At 66.5% G+C, this 19,710-nt stretch carries 11 protein-coding genes; 4 read left to right on the top strand and 7 right to left on the bottom strand.

Annotation, left to right across the window (positions count from 1 at the left end):
- Positions 1–5: 5 nt before the first annotated feature.
- Positions 6–1,523 carry an acetyl-CoA hydrolase/transferase family protein gene (locus HNO79_RS14015; protein ID WP_010514013.1) on the top strand — a complete coding sequence of 506 codons (1,518 nt, stop codon included), beginning with the start codon at positions 6–8 and terminating at the stop codon, positions 1,521–1,523.
- A gap of 260 nt (positions 1,524–1,783) precedes the next feature.
- On the opposite strand, the gene HNO79_RS14020 is transcribed toward HNO79_RS14015, so the two are convergent.
- From HNO79_RS14020 to miaB, 6 genes are all read right to left on the bottom strand, one after another.
- Positions 1,784–6,334: an AAA family ATPase gene (locus tag HNO79_RS14020; protein WP_214164728.1), complete on the bottom strand. Its 4,551-nt coding sequence runs from the start codon at positions 6,332–6,334 to the stop codon at positions 1,784–1,786.
- Between the two features lie 16 nt (positions 6,335–6,350).
- A complete protein-coding gene (locus tag HNO79_RS14025; RefSeq protein ID WP_010514011.1) occupies positions 6,351–6,974 on the bottom strand; it encodes a thioredoxin domain-containing protein in 624 nt (207 codons plus the stop codon).
- Between the two features lie 141 nt (positions 6,975–7,115).
- The gene (locus tag HNO79_RS14030) at positions 7,116–8,030 is read right to left on the bottom strand and encodes a hemolysin family protein (protein ID WP_010514010.1); all 915 of its coding nucleotides are present in this window, start codon (positions 8,028–8,030) and stop codon (positions 7,116–7,118) included.
- A complete protein-coding gene (gene ybeY, locus HNO79_RS14035) occupies positions 8,027–8,539 on the bottom strand; it encodes an rRNA maturation RNase YbeY (RefSeq protein WP_010514009.1) in 513 nt (170 codons plus the stop codon). The genes HNO79_RS14030 and ybeY overlap by 4 nt, the downstream gene beginning before the upstream one ends.
- A 52-nt stretch (positions 8,540–8,591) precedes the next feature.
- Positions 8,592–9,740, bottom strand: coding sequence for a PhoH family protein (locus HNO79_RS14040; RefSeq protein WP_010514008.1), 1,149 nt, complete (start codon positions 9,738–9,740; stop codon positions 8,592–8,594).
- The gene (gene miaB, locus HNO79_RS14045; RefSeq protein ID WP_214164727.1) at positions 9,737–11,143 is read right to left on the bottom strand and encodes a tRNA (N6-isopentenyl adenosine(37)-C2)-methylthiotransferase MiaB; all 1,407 of its coding nucleotides are present in this window, start codon (positions 11,141–11,143) and stop codon (positions 9,737–9,739) included. Before miaB ends, HNO79_RS14040 begins: the two co-directional genes overlap by 4 nt.
- Positions 11,144–11,554: 411 nt before the next feature.
- Between miaB and HNO79_RS14050 the strand changes: the two genes are divergently transcribed.
- The 3 genes from HNO79_RS14050 to HNO79_RS14060 are packed head-to-tail and all read left to right on the top strand — an operon-like array spanning position 11,555 to position 18,972.
- Complete coding sequence (locus HNO79_RS14050; RefSeq protein WP_214164844.1) at positions 11,555–13,513, top strand: autotransporter assembly complex protein TamA; 1,959 nt, start codon at positions 11,555–11,557, stop codon at positions 13,511–13,513.
- Positions 13,513–17,736: a translocation/assembly module TamB domain-containing protein gene (locus HNO79_RS14055; protein WP_214164726.1), complete on the top strand. Its 4,224-nt coding sequence runs from the start codon at positions 13,513–13,515 to the stop codon at positions 17,734–17,736. The genes HNO79_RS14050 and HNO79_RS14055 overlap by 1 nt, the downstream gene beginning before the upstream one ends.
- A 48-nt stretch (positions 17,737–17,784) precedes the next feature.
- Complete coding sequence (locus HNO79_RS14060; protein WP_408885686.1) at positions 17,785–18,972, top strand: MFS transporter; 1,188 nt, start codon at positions 17,785–17,787, stop codon at positions 18,970–18,972.
- 112 nt (positions 18,973–19,084) lie between these two features.
- On the opposite strand, the gene HNO79_RS14065 is transcribed toward HNO79_RS14060, so the two are convergent.
- Complete coding sequence (locus HNO79_RS14065; protein ID WP_026018640.1) at positions 19,085–19,681, bottom strand: CarD family transcriptional regulator; 597 nt, start codon at positions 19,679–19,681, stop codon at positions 19,085–19,087.
- Positions 19,682–19,710 lie beyond the last annotated feature (29 nt).

A 19,710-nucleotide genomic window follows, 5' to 3' on the forward strand; every position in this document is an offset into this window, starting at 1 on the left:
AGTTCATGATCGACCACACCCGAATCCGGAATGCGGCGCTCCGGGCCAAGATCACTACCGCCGAGCAGGCGGCCTCCCTTGTCCGTCCGGGCAGCACGGTTGGCACCAGCGGCTTTACCGGCGCGGGTTATCCCAAGGCCGTGCCGCAGGCGCTTGCCGCCCTGATGGAGCGTGAACACGCCAAGGGCAATGAGTACCGCATCCGCCTGCTGACCGGGGCATCAACCGGGCCGGAACTGGATGGCGCGCTGGCCAAGGTCAACGGCATCTCCTTCCGTATGCCGTACAATTCCGATCCCGGCCTTCGCGCGCGCATCAACAAGGGCGAGACGGAATACCTCGACATGCATCTCAGCCATGTGGCCCCCATGGCATGGGCGGGCTTCTTTGGCGAGATCGACACCGCCATCATCGAAGCCACCGCCATCCGTGAAGATGGCAGCATCGTGCCGTCTTCTTCCGTCGGGAATTCCAAGACATGGCTCGACACTGCCAAACAGGTGATCATCGAGGTCAACAGCTGGCAGGACGCGGCGCTGGAGGGGATGCACGACATCTGGTACGGCGCGGCCCTGCCGCCGCACCGCCAGCCGATCCCGCTGCTGCGCCCCGATGACCGGATTGGCGGCACGTCGCTGAAGGTGGACCCCGACAAGATCGTGGCGATTGTCGAAACCAACGCGCCTGACCGCAACGCCCCGTTCTCGCCGCCTGACGAGACCGCGCGCGGCATCGCGGGCCACCTTATGGAATTCTTCCGCCACGAAGTGAAAATGGGCCGTCTTCCGCCGTCGCTCCTGCCACTGCAGTCCGGCGTGGGCAACGTGGCCAATGCCGTCATGGGCGGGCTGGAAGAGGGGCCGTTCAATGACCTGACCGCCTATACGGAGGTCATTCAGGACGGCATGCTGGGCATGCTGGAAACGGGCAAGATGCGGGTTGCGTCGGCCACCGCGTTCTCCCTCAGCCCAGAAGCTGCGGAATCGCTCAATGCCCGCATGCGGGAGTTCCAGAAGAAGATCATCCTGCGCCCGCAGGATATCAGCAACCATCCCGGCCTGATCCGTCGCCTTGGCTGTATCGCCATGAATGGCCTGATCGAATCGGATATCTATGGCAACGTGAATTCGACCCAGATCATGGGTTCGAAAATCCAGAACGGCATCGGCGGGTCGGGTGACTTTGCCCGCAACGCCTATATTTCCGTGTTCATGACGCCGTCCACCGCCAAGGGTGGCAAGATTTCGGCCATCGTGCCCATGGCGTCCCATGTTGACCACATCACGCAGGATTCGCAGGTGCTGGTGACCGAGCAGGGCCTGGCCGATCTGCGTGGCCTGTCACCCAAGCAGCGCGCGGAAGTCATCATCGCCAACTGCGCGCACCCCGACTACCGCCCGATGCTGCAGGATTATTTCAAGCGCGCCCGCGCGGGTTCGTTCGGCCAGCAGTCGCCGCATCTGCTGAACGAAGCCCTGTCGTGGCACCAGCGTTTCATCGATACCGGCAGCATGATGCCGTAAGCACAAATCCCTGTTTCCACATGGAAACGGGATGCCTGCGGGAAGGGGGAGCGGACGGCGCAGGCACGTCGTCCCTCTCTCGTTCATACACGCCGTACTGTAAAACAGGCCTGTGGGAGAATGGTTCCCACAGGCCTGTTTTTATTACGGACCGGATGCCGGTTTGAAATTCAGAAGTTGTTGGTGAAGCTTTTTTCAAAAAGCTTCGAAAGCATGCCGCCGTTTTTCCAGAAAGGCGGCACCCAAAAACGTTCATTCAGTTACAGAAGCGGCGTAGCCGGCGGGGTATCCACCATTTCGGTGGCGCGTTCCAGATCGACCGACAGCACGCGGCTGACCCCGCGTTCCTGCATCGTCACGCCATACAGCCGGTCCATATGCGCCATGGTCAGCTGATGGTGGGTCACGACCAGGAAACGCGTGCCCGCTTCGGCCACCATGTCACCCAGCAGGGCGCAGAAACGTCCCACATTGGCGTCATCCAGTGGTGCATCGACCTCGTCCAGCACGCAGATGGGGGCCGGATTACAGCGGAAAACCGCGAAAATCAGCGACAGTGCCGTCAGCGCCTGCTCCCCACCCGAAAGCAGGGACAGCGTCGCCAGTTTCTTGCCCGGTGGCTGGGCATAGATTTCCAGCCCGGCCTGCAGCGGATCATCATTGCCCACCATGCCCAGATGCGCGCGCCCACCATTGAACATGCGCGAAAACAGGGACTGGAAATGCTGGTCGATCTGGGAAAACACGGCCATCAGCCGTTCGCGCCCTTCACGGTTCAGTTGCCCGATCATGCCACGCAGGCGGGCAATGGCCGATTGCAGTTCATCACGTTCATGCAGGATGGTGTCGATCCTGCCGGACGCGTCCTGCGCCTCAAGTTCGGCACGCAGGTTGACGGGGCCAAGATCATCGCGCTGGCGTGTCAGGCGGGCCACCTTGCGGCGCAGGCCGGTTTCGGCATTCACGCTCAGATCCGTGGGGATCACGCCTGCAGGTGGCTGCGATTCCGCCTGTAGCTGCGCCAGAAGCACCTGCGCCTGTTCGCGCCTGCCTTCGGCACGGACCAGTTCCTCACGCGCGGCGGTCAGGACTTCCTCCGCCGTGCGACGGCCTGCCTGCAGTTCAGACTGGCGGTCCTGTGCCTGCTGCAATGCGGTCGCCGCCACGTCGTGGCTGGCCGCATACTGTTCCAGTTCGGTTGCAATGGCATCGCGCCGCGCACGCACGGCCACGGGTTCTGGGGCCAGACGTTCGTATTCAGCCTGCGCATTGCCCAGCCGGGCCCGTGCGGCCTCCGCTTCCAGTGTCGCCGCTTCGACACGGGCGGTCCACTGCGCCATTTCATGCGCTAATGCTTCGAAACGCTGGTGCAGGCTGGCGTCTTCCGCCTGCAGGCGCGCCAGCGTGTCGCGGCGTTCGTGGTCCTGTGTGCGCAGGGCGTCATCCTGCGTGCGCAGTTCGGCCAGCGCGTGTTCCAGCCCGGCAATATCAGGCAGCGCCGCCAGTCGCGCCCGTGCGGTGCCCACCGCCTCATCAGCCTGCTGCACGGCAAGGGACAGGTCGGCCATCCGTGCACGGCGGGCGTCCAGCCGGGTGCCGGTTTCGCGCATTTTCTGTTCCATGGCCGCGCGGGTGGCGCGTGCATGGTCCAGTTGCGCGGTCGTGGTGTCCACCGCGTCGCGGGCCTGCCGCAGGGCCCGTTCCGCGTCGGTGGCGGCGGTCGCGGCCTGCTGTGCGGCCCCTTCGGCAATGTCGGGGGCGGGCAGGGCAGCAAGGTGTTCGCGACGGGTGGCCAGTTCGGCCGCCAGCGCATCGTGGTCGGTTTCCAGCCGCGCCAGTTCGGGCTGCATGGCCTGCAGGCGGGTTTCGGCCTCGCTGTGGCTGGACATGGTGGCCTGCAGGGCCTGACGGGCCTGTTCCACCCGGGCTTCGGCCTGCTGCCGGGCGGTGCGCAGCCCGCTTTCATGCGCCTGTGCCTGCGTGGCCTTCGTGCTGGCGGCCTGCTGCGCCTGTTCCAGCTGTGCAAGATCCGGCAGGCTGGCCTCCTGTGCCAGGGCGCGGGCGCAGGCAGCTTCGGCTTCCTTCAGCGCGGCGGTTGCCGTGTCCTGCTGCACGGCCAGCGTGTCGATCTGGGCTGCGACTGTCGCGTGCCGCCGTGACAGGTCGGCTTCCTGCGTGCGGCAGGTTTCCAGCATGTTCTCGGCATCCGCGCGGGACGTGCGGGCGCTCTCCAGTGCCTGCGCCGCCTGCTGCCGGGCCTGGCCTGCGGCGGTGGCGGCCTGTTCCAGCACCGGGATTTCGGTGCGTGCCTGTTCCAGTTCGGCGCGCAGCGTGCGCAGGCGGCCAAGCTGCTTCAGCCGCAGTGCCGCACGTCCGGGCAGGTTGGGGGCCTGTGCATAGCCATCCCACCGCCACAGCGCGCCATCGCGCGTGACGAGGCACTGCCCCGGCGCAAGATCTGCCTGCAGTCCGGCCCCATCCATGCCATCGGGCAGCAGCCCGGCGGCACCCAGTGCGCGTGACAGGGCGGGCGGCGCGTCCAGCAGGGCAGAGAGCGGCTGGATGCCAGCCGCGGGGAAAGGAGCGGGCGCGGTCGCGGGCAGGGCGTGCCATTCACGCAGGCCCTTGCCCTTCAGTGTCGCATTCAGCCCGTCCGACAGCACGACGGCCAGCGCCGTTTCCAGCCCGGTCGGCACATGCAGGCTTTCCGCCAGCGTTACCCCGGCCGCCGGCGCATGGTCCGTATCGCTATCGCTCTGCAATGCACGGGCAAGGCCGTCAGATTCCGCTTCAAGGCCCGACAGGGTGGCACGTGCCTGCGAGAGGCGGCTGGCGCAGGCTTCGTCGTCGCGCGTGGCGGCAACGGCGGCGGCCTCGGTCGTGGCCATGTGCTGGCGTGCGGTTTCCAGCGCGGCTTCGGCAGCTTTGCGCCGGGTGACAAGGGCCTGCAGGTCTGCATCCGGCACTGCCTGTGCGCGCAGGCGCTCCATGCTGGTGGCCAGCGTGTCCACTTCACCCTGCGCGCGCTGTCGCGCCGCGCGTGCCGTGCGCAGGGCTTCCTCCGCGCCCTGCCGGGTGGATCGGGCGTCCTTCAGCCGGGCATTGGCCTGTATGTCCGCCTGTGTGGCCTGCGCGCGGGCTTCTTCCGCGCCCCCCAGTTCCGCGCGGATGGTGGCGAGCGCGCGCTCCGCATCCTCCACCACCTCTGTCAGGCGCTGGCGCTCGGTTTCGGGTACAAGGCTGGCGCGGGCCTTTTCCACATGCGTGCGCACGCTGGCGATGTTGCGTTCCAGCGCGTCCAACCGGTCGCGCACCGCATTGGCGTCATGGGTTGCCTGTTCATGCACGCGACGGCTTTCGGTGGCGGCATTGCGGGCAAGGCCAGCCTGCAGCACGGCTTCCGAATGGGCGTGGATTGCGGCTTCACGCGTGGCCAGCGCCCCGGTCGCGTCCTGTTCGGCCCGGGCTATCTGCGCGTCATGTTCAGCAATTGCGGCCTCGGTCGGCATGGCGGCTTCAAGGTCCGCGATTTCGGCAGCCAGTTCCGTCTGCTGGGCCACAAGGCGTTCATGCGCCGCAGTCGCGGCGTCCAGCACGCCGCGCGCCTGCGTGGTCTGGAGCTGGGCTTCGCGCAGGGTGGTGGTCGCCTGTTCCACGCGCGCGGCCATATCCGTCAGGGCCTGCGCCAGTTCCGCGCGTTCCGCCTGCGCCGTGTCACACAATGCGGGCAGGGCGGACAGGCGCTCTTCCACCTGCGTGCGTTCCGCCGCCAGCCGGTCGCGCATGACGGTGGCATCATCGCGCCGGGCAAGGGCGGCTGCATGCACGGTTTCGCATTCCGCAAGCCGCGTGCGGGCGGTTTCCAGCGCGGATTCGGCGCGGGCCAGTTCCTCGGCAATGGTTTCGGCGCGGACCTTGAAACGTTCAAGTTCGGTGCGGCGTGTGTCCAGTTCCTCACGCAGCGCGGGCAGCGTCCGGGTGACTTCGTAATCCGCGATCACCGCACCTTCGGTCACTTCCTCGGCGGCCTTCAGGTCGCAGCGTGCGGCATGCAGTGCGGTTTCGCTGTCGGCCACGGCCTTGTGCGCGCGGGCATGCAGCAGGGCCAGCAGGGCGGTTTCCGATTCCCGCAGCCCCTGCGACAGTTCCCGGTAACGGCCCGCCTGTTCGGACTGTTCCTGCAGGTCGCCCAGCCGGGCCTCAAGCTGGATGCGCAGGTCTTCGGCGCGGGCAAGGTTGGCTTCGGTCGCGCGCAGCTTCAGTTCGGCTTCGTGCCGGCGGCCATGCAGGCCGGTAATGCCTGCGGCTTCTTCCAGAATGGTGCGACGTTCCTCGGGGCGTGCGTTGACCAGCGCGGAGACGCGGCCCTGGCTGACCATGGCCGATGACCGGGCACCCGACGCCAGATCGGCAAACAGCGTCTGCACGTCGCGCCCGCGCGTGGTGCGGCCGTTGATGCGGTAGCCGCTGCCTGCGCCCCGTTCGGCCCGCCTGCAGACCTGCAGTTCGTCCTGCCCCTGAAAGGGCGGGGGGGCGACGTCGGCCGCGCCATCCAGCGTCAGGGTGACCTCGGCCATGTTCCGTGCCGCACGCGCAGTGGTCCCGGCGAAGATCAGGTCATCCATCTCCCCGCCACGTAGTGAGCGGGCATTGGTTTCCCCCATGACCCAGCGCAGGGCCTCGACCACGTTGGACTTGCCACAGCCGTTCGGCCCGACAATGCCCGTAAGTCCCGGCAGGATATCGACGGAAACCGGGTCGGCGAAGCTTTTGAACCCTGCGATGCGCAGCCGGACGAAACGGGCGGTCATAACGGAATGGCCCCGGTCACTGTGCCGCCGCTTCGACCTTCTTGGCGAACTCCTCGTACGTCAGTTCCTGCGCCACCTGCTCCCTGTCGTTGAAGCGGAAGGTGGGTGTGCCGTCGATCTTGTACTGCGCCTGCGCGCGGTCTTCCTCGTCCATGATGGCGTGGCGCAGCTTGTCGTCATGAACGGTCTGCTGGAACGTATCGGCGGACATGCCGGCCAGTGCGGCCATTTTCTGGATCTGTTCCTCGGGGTTCACGTCCTTGCCGAATGCCCAGCGGTCCTGGCTGGACAGCAGGGCCAGCACGAAGGGTTCATACCGTTCGGGCGGCAGGGCGCGCGCCACCATGGATGCGGTCAGCGCCACCTGGTCCAGCGGGAAATCACGGAAAATGTAATACACGCGTCCCGTATCGACCAGCTTCGTGCGGATTTCGGGAAACACTTCTGCGGCGAAGCGCGCGCAGTGCGTGCACGTCAGGGAGAACCATTCCTCCACATGCACCTTGGCCGACGGGTTGCCCACCGCACGGATGGACAGGCGCGGGTCGGCGGCCTGCGCCACGGCCCTGCCGGACAGCAGGCCACCGCTGGTGATCAGCGCGGGGGCAAGGGCAAGCAGGGTGCGGCGTTTGATGGGCATCACGGGTCACTCTCCGGTGTGGGACTGGGTGGGGGATAAATCCCCGGCGCGGCGAGTGTAAAGAGGCGACGGGCGCACGTAAATCCATTCCACGCGGCAAGGGCACGCCCGCGGGTACGGGCGCGGGCGTGCCGGGCTGTGTCAGGTGGCCGGCGGCGCCTCGGGCGGGGGCAGGCGCACACGCACGCGGCGGATATGGCGGGCATCCGCATCAAGGATGCGGAAAACCATGCCGCTTTCGTGGGTGACGACCTCGCCACGCGTCGGCACATGACCGGCCAGACGGAAGACAAGGCCGCCCACCGTCTCGATCTCGGCCTCGCGTTCCTCGCGCGTCAGGATCGGGCCGACCTTTTCCTCGAACGCGGCGACGGGGGTGCGGGCGTCCACATCCAGCGTGCCATCCGGCCTGTCACGCATCATGTTGACCGTCGGTTCGTCATGTTCGTCCGATATGTCGCCCACGATCGTCTCGATCAGGTCCTCGATGGTGACCAGACCGTCGATGCCGCCATATTCATCAATCACCAGCGCAAGGTGGACGTGGCGCTGACGCATCTGTAGCAGCAGGTCCAGCACCGGCAGCTGCGGGGCCACCATAAGCGGCTGGCGCAGCAGCGGTTCCATGCGGAAGGCTTCGGACGTGCCGACATAGGCGATCAGGTCCTTCACATGGATCATGCCCACGATGTCATCAAGCTGCTCACGATAGACCGGCATGCGGGAATGGTTTTCCCGGCGCATCATGGCCAGTGCCTCGTCCAGGCTGATATCGACGGGCATGGCCACGATATCGGCGCGCGGGATCATCACGTCATCGGCCGTGATCCCGCGCAGGCGCAGGACATTGGCCAGCAGGGCGCGTTCCTGCCGGTCCAGTTCGGATGACCGGGGATCGGCCTCGTCCCCCGCCGCGTCATCGGCTTCCTTGACCAGCGCGGCAATGGAATGGCGCAGTCCCTGTTCGCCGCGTTTGCGGCTGAACAGCGACAGGAATCCCTTGCCGCGCGACCCGGACGGAGGTTCCCCGCCCGGCTCGCTGCCATTGCGGCTCATGATCGCATCCCCCGTGCGGTGGCCATGCGGCCCTGTTTCCACGGATTGGCAATGCCAAGGGTGGAGAGGGTGCTGGCCTCAAGCATCTCCATCTCCCGCGCTTCGCCGGGGTGATGATGGTCATACCCGGCCAGATGCAGGACGCCGTGAATGACAAGGTGTGCCAGATGGGCCGCAACCGTGCGGCCGGCCGCACGGGCTTCGTGCACCACCGTTTCGAACGCGATGATGATGTCACCACCCCACAGGCCGCCACCCGCATGGGCGGGGGCATATTCGAATGTCAGGACATTGGTGGGTTTGTTGCGCCCGCGATGGCGCCAGTTCATCTGCGCCACCGTGCGGTCATCGGCCAGTACGACCGTGACCGGCCCGTGGCGGCCCGTGGCCCGCAATGCTGCATCCACCGCGCGCGCCACCAGCCGTGCCGGATGCCGGACGGCACGGTTCCACCGCCGGTCCGCCACGGTTATGTCGGGGCCGTCCAGTCCGGCCGGAAGGACGGGCATGTCAGCCCGTCCCGCTGCATCCGCGACCCCGCCGGAATGGGCGGGGCCTGTGCTACTTCGAGGTTTCATCGTTCTCCTGCTGCGATCGCGCGTGCCGGGGGCGGTGCTGTGCCCCGGCGCGCTGATCGTAAGCCTCCACTATACGCGCCACCAGCGGGTGGCGCACCACGTCACGCGATTCAAATCGCATCATGCCGATCCCGGGCAGGCCGTCCAGCGTTTCGACGGCTTCCCGCAGGCCGGATGTCACGCCACGCGGCAGGTCAACCTGGCTCAGGTCGCCGGTAATGACCATGCGCGTGCCTTCCCCCATGCGGGTCAGGAACATCTTCATCTGGGCGGGGGTGGTGTTCTGCGCCTCGTCCAGAATGACAAAACAGTGCGCCAGCGTCCGCCCGCGCATGAACGCCAGCGGCGCGACCTCGATCTCCCCCGTGCCCATGCGCCGGATCACCTGGTCGCCCGGCATCATGTCATGCAGCGCATCATAGAGCGGGCGCAGGTAGGGATCGATCTTTTCCTTCAGGTCGCCGGGCAGGAAGCCCAGCCGTTCGCCCGCCTCGACCGCAGGCCGCGACAGGACGATCCGGTCCACCTGTCCCGCCTGCAGCATGGCCACAGCCTGCGCCACGGCCAGATAGGTCTTGCCCGTGCCGGCAGGCCCCAGGCCAAACACCATTTCCTGCCGCGCCAGCATGTCCATGTACTGCCCCTGGCCCACGGAACGCGGGGCGATGGGACCGCGGCGGGTCATGATGGTGGGCAGGTCCGCAAGCGACGGGCGGGCGGGGGCCACGGGGGTGCGGGCATCTGTCATGGCGGGCATGTCCGTTGTCGCGGGGGATGGGGCCGACAGGGCGTGGGCGGCGATGCGGATGGCGGTATCCACGGCGGCCGTGTCCACCACCTGTCCCGCGCGGGCGCGGCGGTAGAGTTCGGTCAGCGTGCCCTGGGTCAGCCCCACCCGCTGGGCCGCGCCCGTAATGGCGATGCGGTTGCCACGGCAGGACAGCCGGACATCAAATCCACGTTCAAGATGGAGGAGATGACGGTCATGATCCCCCACAAGCTGCGCCAGAAGCGCATTATCCTCAAACTGCAGGGTTACGGTGCGGTCATTCGCCGCAGCCGTGCCGGGGGAGGGAGGACGCCGTCCGCCGCGACGGGGCGCGTGGAGCGTGGATTGTGTCTGTTCTCTCAAGCCCTGTCTGTCTCCTCTGTCAGGACACCGCCCAGCGAGTTGGTGTAACGGTGGCGGATATCCACATTGGCGATACGCCCGATCAGGCTGTCCGGCCCGTCCACGTTCACGGCCTGCAGCCACGGGCTTTTCCCCGAAAGCTGGCCCGGCTTGCGCCCGCGCCCGGTAAACAGGACGGGCGCGGTCAGGCCGATGGCCGCATCATTGAATGCATCCTGCTGCACGCGCAGCACGGCCTGAAGTTCCTGCAGGCGGGCATCCTTTACGTCCTCGGGCACGTGGCCGCCGGCACCTGCTGCGGGCGTGCCGGGGCGGGGCGAGTATTTGAAGGAATACGCCTGCGCAAAGCCGACATCGTCGATCAGGCGCATCGTCTCGGCGAAGTCGGCATCCGTCTCGCCGGGATGGCCCACGATGAAATCGGATGACAGCGCAAGATCGGGCCGCGCATCGCGCAGGCGGGCGACCAGCGTGCGGTATTCATCCGCCGTGTGCCCCCGGTTCATGGCCGCCAGCACCCGGTCGGACCCGGACTGTACCGGCAGGTGCAGGAACGGCATGAGCTGCGGCAGGTCGCGATGGGCGGCGATCAGGTCATCTTCCATGTCGCGCGGATGCGACGTGGTGTAGCGGATGCGCGCGATTCCCACCTCATCGGCCAGCACGCGGGCAAGGCGCGCCAGCCCCCATGTGCGGCCATCGGGGCCTTCGCCATGGTAGGCGTTGACGTTCTGCCCCAGCAGGGTGATCTCGCGCACGCCCGCCGCCGCCAGCCGCCGTGCCTCCGCAATCACGGCCTGCGCCGGGCGGCTGCTTTCGGCCCCGCGCGTATAGGGCACGACGCAGAAGGAGCAGAATTTGTCACATCCCTCCTGAATGGTCAGGAACGCCGCCCCCCCTGCGGGGGCCATACGGTCGGCGGGCAGGAAGTCGAATTTCTGCTCGACGGGGAAATCGGTTTCGATCACCGCCCCTGCCGCACGGGCCGCGCGGGCGACCATTTCGGGCAGGCGGTGATAGGTCTGTGGCCCCAGCACGATATCGACATACGGCGCGCGCGACAGGATTTCTCTGCCTTCCGCCTGTGCAACACAGCCCGCCACGGCCAGGACCGTGCCTTTGCCCCGTTCGGCGCGGGCTTCCTTGACCTTGCGCAGGCGACCGAGTTCGGAAAAGACCTTTTCCGCCGCACGGTCACGGATGTGGCAGGTGTTGAGGATGATCATGTCCGCATCATCCGGCGTGCCTACGGCGCGATAGCCCAGCGGGCGCAGCACGTCGGACATCCGCTCGCTGTCATACACGTTCATCTGGCAGCCCCATGTGATGACATGAAGCCCCCTTGTGGACGATGTGCTGGGTTGCGGCAGGGTCGCGCCGGAAGGGGGAGACAGGCTGTTCACGGGTCAGGTATCCTCGGGCATCATCGCGGGCACGTGCCCGCACAACGGGCGCAAGACATCGTTGTTCGATTGCGCGCGGTCAAGTGCCTTGCCGCGGATATGCCAAGGAACAAACGGTTGGCCCATCGACGCTCCCGGTTTGCATGTGGCGGGGTGCCGGGCACGGCAACCCTTCCTGCCCATGGCGATCATGCCCGGCGGAATCGGGGGTATGTCAAGACAAGAACCGTGTGATGGAGACAGTTTGCAACACGATCCGACCGTTTTGGGCACCGATATGACATATTCGGAACTTATTAAGGCAGCGACGTTAATATCGGTTTGATCATGCATGCCGGGAATGGCAGTTATCACACAGTGGGAAGCTAACCGCACGGAAGACAGGAACAGGGGCGGCACCGTTTGACAGGATTGCGTCATTCCCGCCAGGCACGCAGCCATCATGCCCGTGCCAGGCGCAGTGCCGGTTATGCAAGTCTGTGTGCCGTCGTGACGGTCCTCGTATCATGGGGGCCTGCGGCGCGCGCGGCCGACCCGCAGGACTACACCACCACCCTGCGCCCGACCGGCAACGCCGACCTGGATGATGCGCTGCGGGCGTCGTCCGACCTGCTGTCGCTGCAGAAGACACAGGCCGTCAGCCCCTTTGCGCTGACCGGGCGCATCCATAACGACTATTCCCGCCTGATCAGTGCGCTGGAAAGCTATGGCTATTACGCGGGCGCCATCACCATCACCGTGACCGATGGCGGCGGGAAGTCCGGTGCCTCCGCCGCAGGTAGCCATGACGGGCGCGATCCCGACCTGCCCGAATGGATGCAGTCCATCCCGGCGGGGCACAGGGCACAGATCACCATCAGCGCGCAGCCCGGCGTGCAGTTCCGCATCGGCGTCGTGACGCTGAACCCCGATAAAGGTGATCCGCCCGTCAACCTGAATGCGGATGAGGTCAAGGCCTTCGCCATGAAGTCCGGCATGCCTGCGCAGGCCGAAAACGTCCTGTCCGCAGGCGTGACCCTGCAGACCGCGCTGACGGAAGAAGGCTACGCGCTGGCCCATGTCAGCAAGCCACAGGCATGGCTGCGGCCCGCGACGCATACGCTCGATATCGCCTATACCGTCCACCGCGGGCCGGTGGTCAATCTGGGAGCGTTCGATTTCGCGGGGCTGCAGCGCACGCATCCGGCCTATATCGCACGCAGGCTGACCATTGCACCGGGGGAACTGTACCAGCCTTCGCGTATTGAACGCGCCCGGCAGGATATTGCATCCACCGGGCTGTTTGCCGATGTGCAGGTCAACCATGGCGACACGCTGGCATCCGATGGTTCCATGCCGCTTGATTTCGCGTTCCGGGAGGGCAAGCGCCACAGCGTGGGCGCCGAAGGCGGCTATTCCACCGACCTGGGCGGTCGCGCGGGCGTGACGTGGACGCACAATAACCTGTTCGGCAATGCCGAGCGGCTGCGGCTGACCGCACTCATTACCGGGCTTGGCGGTTCGGCGGAGCAGGGGCTGGGCTATGATTTCTATGCCGACCTGCTGAAGCCCGATTTCGGATCACGCAACCAGAACATGAGCGCGCGCCTGGAAGGCATCAAGCAGGAACTCTATTCCTACCGCCAGACCGCGCTGCTGGCGCGTATCGGTATTGTCCGCCGCGTCAACCGCCACTGGAACGTGTCCTTTGGCGGCCAGATCGAGCAGGAACAGATCCAGCAGATGGGCACCACCAACAGCTATTTCATCGCTGCCCTGCCGCTTACGGCCAATTACGATGGGACGGGGGTGGACAACCCCATCACCCCCGCGACCCACGGGGTGCGGATGGGGACCAGCATCACGCCTTCCGCGTCGCTGACGGACGGCACGTCGTTCTTCGTGATCATGCAGGCGACGGTCTCGACCTATTTCGACCTGAAGAACTTCGGCCTGTCGCGTCCCGGCCGCAGCGTGCTGGCGTGGCGTGGCACCATTGGCAATGTGGAAGGTGCATCGACCTTTGACATTCCGCCCGACCAGCGTCTGTATGCCGGTGGGTCCGCCACGGTGCGCGGCTTCCGCTATCAGGGGGTGGGGCCGCAGTTCGCCAACACGCGCTACGCCATTGGCGGCACGTCCATGGATGCGGGGTCGTTTGAATACCGCCAGCGCATCATGCAGAAATTCGGCGCGGTCGGCTTTATCGACGCAGGTCAGGTCACGGCGGACCGCACACCGTTCCAGGGCACGCTGCGCGTGGGCGCGGGCGCGGGGGCACGCTATTACACGCCCATCGGGCCGGTGCGGCTGGATGTGGCCGTGCCGCTCAACCGTCCCGCGCGGGGCGACAAGTGGGAACTGTATGTGGGTCTGGGGGAAACGTTCTGATGCCTGATCCGACATCCACCCCGACACCGTCGCCAGCACCGCCGACCGGGCGCGGCACGGCCCGGCGGATCCTGCGGGCGGGCGCTTTCGCGCTGGGCATTCCGGCGGGGCTGGTGGCCGTGGCGCTGGGCGTGGTGCTGGTGGCGGCCAATACGGGCGCGGGCCAGCATGAAATCGAACGCCGCCTGCCGGGACTGACCGGCGGCAGCGTCCACCTGTCGGGTCTGGGCGGCCGGTTTCCCGATGCGCTGCATGTCCGGCATCTGGAACTGGATGACTACAAAGGCGCATGGCTGTCGATTGATGACCTGCAACTGGACTGGTCACCGCTTCGGCTGCTGACGCGGCACGCGGTCATCAGCAACCTGTCCATGGCGCGGCTGTCCATTCCACGTCTGAGCGAGGACGATCCCGCCCATCCGTCTAAGCCGGAAAAGGACTCTTCGGGCAGCGTCCATATGGGGGTCGACATCCGTGCGGTGCATGTGGCGCGGATTGACGTTGGCGCGGCCATTGCCCGGATACCTGCGGCCTTCAGCCTGAACGGCCATGCCAGCCTGGATGATGTTGCCCCGGTACTGGATCATTTTTCCATCGCCACCCTGCCGCCCGCCAGTATCGCGCTGGACCTGAAGCGGCTGGACCAGCCCGGCGCCCTGTCGCTGACCACGCGGCTGGACCGCAGCACTGTCGCGCTGGACCTGCATGCGCATGAGGAGGCGCAGGGCTTCGTCGCGACATTGAGTGGCCTGCCCGCCCTGTCGCCGCTGGACCTGTCGCTGGGGCTGCATGGCCCGCGTGACGCAACGGCACTTTCCCTTGCGGCAGTGGTTGGGGCCATCCACCTTCAGGCGGCGGGTCAGGTCGGGCTGGTCACGCACCGCATGGCGCTGGATGTGTCCGGCAAAAGCGACCCGGTCACGATCAGCGGCGCGAACTGGCAGGGCATGAGCCTTGCCGCACATGTGGGTGGCACGGTGGACCGGCCGACCGGCAATGGCACGCTGGATATTGATCGCCTGACCTATGACGACGCCGGTTTTTCCACGCTGCACATGGTGGCCGAGGGGTTGAGCGGGCAGGCGGACGGACAGGCGGAGCATGCCGGCCTGCATGCCACCGTAACGGGCCTGCGCATTCCGGGCAGCCAGCCCACGCTGTTTGCGTCCGATCCGCTGCGGCTGGACGTGCTGTGGCACCCCGACGCGTCGGGCGGGCCGGTGGACCTGTCGCTGTCGCATCCGCTGGCGCAACTGACCGGACGGGTCACCACGGCCCGACCCATGGCGGCGACCTTCCATGCCGACCTGCCTGATCTTGCCCCGCTGGCGGCGGCGGGCGGCACGCAGTTGCATGGCCATGCCGGGCTGGACGGCAGCATGACGCTTCCTGCAACCGGGCGGCCCGGGCCGTTCGCGCTGGACAGTCATATCGTGCTGGATGGCGGCCTGCCGGTGGCTGTCGGCCTGATCGGGAATACAGGACACCTGAACGTGGCGGGCACCATCGCCAGCGGGCCGGGTGGCGGCAATACGGTCACGTTCACGTCGCTGCTGGCGGAAGGGCGGACCCTGCATCTTGATGCAACGCCAACCCGTCTGGTGACGGGCGACCCGATGCAGGTGGATGCCACGGCCCATCTGGCCCTGTCGGACCTGCATGTGCTGGCCCCCACGCTGAAGGGGCAGGCGCAGGCGGACCTGCATGCCGCAGGCCCGGTTACGGACCTTGCAGCCAGCCTGAAGGCACAGGCCAGCATGGCGGCCAGCAACACGGCGGCGGGCAATGTGCAGGCCAGCCTGACCATGCGCCATCTGCCGCAGGTCAGGGAAGGGGATCTGGATATATCGGGCACGGTGGACCGCGCGCCCATTCAGGTGACAGCCCATCTGGACAGCAATGGCGGTGATGACAGCCGCCACCTCCAGCTTGCGCACCTGAACTGGAAAAGCCTGACGGGGCAGGCGGACATGACGCTGCCCGACGGACATGTTGTGCCGTCGGGTACGCTGGACCTGCGCATGACGCGTCTGGCGGACCTGCGTGACCTTGTGGGACAGGACATAAGCGGGCACCTGTCCGCCGCCCTGCACAGCACGAGCGCCACCGCCGATACCCCCGCTGCCCTGAGCGTGAACGTGGATAGCGCGCTGAGTGCCGCCATGGCGCGGGTGGACCGGCTGGTGCTGAAGGGCAGGGTGCAGGACCCGACGGGGAACGCGCCGGTCACCGATCTGGACCTGCTGGTGGATAATGCGCATTTCCGCGATATGGGCGGGCATGCGCATGTGACCGCGAAGGGGCCGTTTTCCGCCCTGAACGTTGTGGCGCAGTCGGGGCTGGATACGCCATGGACCGGTCCCGCCACCATTGATGCGGCGGTCGTGTCCAACATTCCCGCAGCTTCGGTAAACATACGCAGGCTGGAGGCACAGGCCCGGCGCGAGGTGATCCGTCTGGATGCCCCCGCCACGGTGACCTATGGCAAGGAAACCGCGATCGACCATCTGCGCGTCAGCCTGACGCCGCCGCGCGGGCAGCCGGGCAGTCTGGAGGTCAGCGGCAGGATCAGCCCCGCGCTGGACCTGCATGCGGTGATCAGCCGCCTTTCGCCCGACCTGCTGGTGCCCTTCGTGCCCACGCTGCATGCGCAGGGAACGCTGGCCGCCGAGGCACGGCTGACCGGTACGACGGACCGTCCTTCCGGCCGGGTCACGCTGCATGGCACGGACCTGAAATACCAGACCGACTACACCTCGTCCCTTGCCCCGGCATCGGTGGAGGCAACGGCCGACCTGACAGCAGGCATGGCGCGGGTGGATGCGCAGGTACGCGCGGGCACGCAGGTCAACCTTGGCCTGCATGGCACGGCCCCGGCGTACAGGGCCGGCCAGATCACGTTGCAGGCGGACGGGAACGTGGACCTTGCGGTAGCGAATGCCTATCTCGGCGCGCAGGGCATGCAGGCGGGCGGCGCACTGCAGATCGCGCTTGGCGTGCGCGGCACGCCGCAGCAGCCGCGCCTGAACGGCACGCTGGGCCTGACCAATGGCGTATTCCATGATTTCGGGCAGGGGATACAGCTGTCCAACATGCATGGCACGGTCAATGCGCTGGGGGACCGGCTGGTCATTGCCGACCTGAACGCGCAGGCGGGCAAGGGGACAATTGGCGTCACGGGCAGTTACGGGGTGCTGGAACCCGGGCAGCCGATCGACCTGCGGATCCACGCCGATGATGCCCGCCCACTGGCCAGCGACCTTGTGACCGCGACCATAAACGGGGATATGGGCATAAAGGGCCAGCTTGCCAGCCGGATCGATGCGGCGGGGGCCATCACGCTCAAGCGCGTGGATATCAACATCCCGGATTCACTGCCCACGTCGGTCGCGCATCTGGATGTCATCCGCCCCGAGGATGAGGCGGCGCAGCAAAAGGTGGTCCACACCGCCCCGCTGGTGATCGGACTGAACCTTGATGTACGTTCGCCAGGACAATTCTATGTGCGCGGGCACGGGCTGAACACGGAAATGCACGGCAGCATCCATGCCGGTGGCACCAGTGCGACGCCGGTGGTGACGGGTGGGTTCTCGCTGGTCAAGGGCGGGTTTTCGCTGGGCGGGATCTCGCTTGATTTCAGTAAGGGGCAGGTGGGCTTCAACGGCATGGGCGTGACCCATGCGATCGACCCCACGCTGGATTTCGTGGCCGAGCGCAGCACGAATGACGGCACGGCGCGGCTGAACGTGGGCGGGTATGCCAGCGCGCCGAAAATCTCGTTTTCCTCCACGCCGCCACTGTCACAGGACCAGATACTGGCCATACTTCTGTTCGGGTCGGATACGCAGTCCCTTTCGCCCACGCAGATGGCGTCCATCGCGGCAGCCGTCGCGACGCTGAGTGGCGGGTCCGCCTTCGACCCGCTGGGCATGGTGCGCAAGACCCTGCACCTGGACCGGTTGCAGATGAGCAGTTCATCCAACGGGTCGGGCAGCAATGACACCGGTTCGATCGAGGCGGGCAAATACGTCATGCGCCGCGTGTACGTGGGCGCCAAGCAGGCGACGTCGGGTTCGGGCACGCAGGCGCAGGTGCAGGTTGACCTGACCAAGCGGCTGAAGCTCAACACCACGGTGGGGACCGGCGGCAACGTGACCGGCTTCACCACGCCGGAAAACGATCCGGGCAGCAGTGTGGGCCTGTTGTACCAGTTCAAATACTGAGCATGCGCCGACCTGTTCCCCACGGAGTAAATGCATTACGGTCCCGGCATGATTTATCGTGTTACGGCCCGTGGTGGCCTGCTGCCCATCATGCTGGCCATGACCAGCGGCATGCTGGCGATGGGGGTGGCGCTGCCTGCCCTGCCGCTGGAACTCCAGTCCCGTTTCGCGCAAGGGACGACCGTGATCGGTCTGGTCATGGGTATTCAGGCCGCTGCCACCCTGCTGTCGCGCCCATGGGCGGGGCGTATGGCCGACCGGCGCGGCGGGCGTGATACGCTGCTGTGCGGTCTGTTGTGCACGGCGTGTTCGGGTCTGGCCTACAGCCTTGCGCTGGTACCCGTCCTGTCGCCCGTCATGCAGCAGGCGATGATCGTGGCGGGGCGTCTGGCCATGGGGCTGGGCGAAGGGCTGATGGTGACGGGTGGTGGCATATGGGCCGTAAGCCTGGCTGGCAGCGAGAAGGCGGGGGCCGCGATGTCATGGATCGGGCTGGCCATTTTCGCCGGGCTGGGCATGGGCACGGCGCTGGGTGACGTGATCGAGATCCATGCCGGGTTCGCCCGGCTGTGCCTTGTCGCCATTATCCTGCCGGTGGCGGGCATGGGGCTGACCGTGTTGATGCCCGCGCCACCGCGCGTGCATGGGGGCGGGCACGACGGGGGCATGCGGTGGAAGCACCTGATCGGGCATACCTGGGCATGGGGTCTGACGCTGGCTCTGTCGGCGGTGGGGTTTGCCGCGATTTCGTCGTTTCTGGTCATCTTTTATGCCGCGAAGGACTGGCATGGCGGCGGCTGGGCGCTGGGACTGTTCGGCGCGGGGCATGTCATTGCCCGACTGGTCGGCAGTGCCCATGTGGATCGTGACGATGTGCGGCCGATGGTGGCCGCCATCATGCTGGTGGAGGCGCTGGGCCTGACCCTGATCTGGCTTGCGCCGGGGGCGGCATGGGCGGCGGCAGGCAGTTTCCTGACCGGGTTCGGGTTTTCGCTGACCTACCCGCTGCTGGCGCTGCCGGTGCTGCGGCAGGCACCTCCAGGTGCAGCGGGATCGGCAATCGGGCTGTTTGATGTGTTCTTTGACATTGCCGCGGGTTCAGGCGCGGTCATGTCCGGTATTATGGCGGGGGTGGCGGGACCACGCAGCCCCTTCGTGCTGGCCATGCTGTCGGCGGTCGCGGGCAGCGTGCTCATGCTGGTGATCCGCAATCCCGATACGGACAGGGCACCATAGCCACCGCTGCCGGTGGCATCCGGTCCATGAAGTAGGGCGCGCATGGCAAAACCGCCGGCACAGGGGCCGGCGGCATGGATGGGGTTGTGACGGGAAAGGCGGCGTAGGGTGGTCAGGCCGCCTTCATGACCTCGGTCAGCTTTTCAAGCACTTCGGTCGGCTCCTTGCCTTCCAGCACGGCGACCTCGGCCACGAAGCGTTCCTGTGCCGCCTCGAACAGCTTGCGTTCGCTGAAGCTGCCGTCAAGGCTGTCCACATTGCGGCGGAGGTCACGCAGCACTTCGGCGATCTGCACCAGGTCGCCGGAATTGATCTTTTCCTGATAGGCGACCGCGCGGCGCGCCCACATGCCACGGCTGACATGCGGCTTGCCCTTGATGATGGCCATCGCCTTGTCCACGATTTCCCTTGATACGATCTTGCGCAGGCCCGACTTGCGCGCCTTGGACAGCGGGATGCGCAGCGTCATCTGGTTGCCGGGGAAGGAGATCTGGATCATTTCCAGCTTGGTGCCCGCGATTTCGTCAACGCCAATCCGGTCAACACGGCCAACGCCATGTGCCGCATATACAATGGCGTCGCCCTCGCGGAATGGATCCTCGTCTTTTACGGCCTTGCTGGACTTTGCCTCGGCTGCCGTGGCAGCTGCGGCCGTCCGTGCCATTGCATCGGTCACAGTGCCCTTCTGGGTGGTTCTGAACATGCTCATACCGCCCATATAGCATAAATCCGCCCTTC

The organism is Komagataeibacter oboediens, from assembly GCF_018491655.1.
GTDB classification, from domain to species: Bacteria; Pseudomonadota; Alphaproteobacteria; order Acetobacterales; family Acetobacteraceae; genus Komagataeibacter; species Komagataeibacter oboediens.